1 protein-coding gene is annotated in these 994 nt (G+C 26.0%); it reads right to left on the reverse strand.

Features of this window, described 5'->3' with window-relative positions:
- Nucleotides 1-111: 111 nt before the first annotated feature.
- Nucleotides 112-582, reverse strand: a complete 471-nt coding sequence (locus MBFIL_RS04650; RefSeq protein WP_211261713.1) for a pirin family protein — start codon at nt 580-582, stop codon at nt 112-114.
- Between the last annotated feature and the right edge of the window lie 412 nt (nt 583-994).

Consider the following 994-nt stretch of genomic DNA (forward strand, 5'->3'; position numbering starts at 1 on the left):
AAACACATTAAAAAAGTTTAAAACTAAAACACAAAAAATAGACTAAAAAACTAAAACAAAAACTAAAAAACATCTAAAACCATATCCAACAATCATAAACCTTTATTTTAATTATGGATAATCTCCTGAAACTTGGAGATGGTTTGATTTAACACCTTCTATTCCATTGTAGTTTCCAGATATTATATTGATTTTTCCCTGAGGGATTCCTACTTCCTTGATCATTGAAGAGTTAATGTCAAAGTATGTAGGATCACTCATTTTATCTTTTCTAGGTAAATTTAGCCATATTTGAAGACCATAAAGTCTGTCTGTTTCTTGAGGCATCTCTTCATGCATTATGCCACTACCCGCACTCATCCATTGAGCTTCTCCTTTTTTTATTGTTCCATTATTTCCTAAACTGTCTTTGTGGTTTATTTGACCATCAATTAAGTAGGTTATTGTTTCAATTCCTCTATGGGGGTGCATTGGAAATCCTTGGATATAATCTTCAGGATTATCACTATCAAATGCATCAAGCATTAAAAAAGGGTCAATGTCTTTCACATCATTACGTCCCAATACTCTAATTAACTTCACACCTGCACCATCAACTGTAAATTGGCCCTTTATTAACTTAATTACATTTCTAAAACTCATATTTTATCATCTTGCTTGTTTTATTTAATAAGATAATGTATTATTTTGTATTATTTTGTATAATATATTAATCATTGTTTAAAACTTTTGTATGTTCATTTATACCTAGAATATATATTTATATGAAATACTATTAAAATGTTTTGATTTTTAATAATAATATTAAATAATTAAATACATGTCAAAATATCTATTTTATTCTTAATATTTATTATATTTAGGAGATTATCCATAATTAAAATAAAGGTTTATGATTGTTGGATATGGTTTTAGATGTTTTTTAGTTTTTGTTTTAGTTTTTTGGTCTATTTTTTGTGTTTTAGTTTTAAACTTTTTAAATGTGTTTTTTATG

The organism is Methanobrevibacter filiformis (genome assembly GCF_001639265.1).
In the GTDB taxonomy this organism is placed as follows: domain Archaea; phylum Methanobacteriota; class Methanobacteria; order Methanobacteriales; family Methanobacteriaceae; genus Methanacia; species Methanacia filiformis.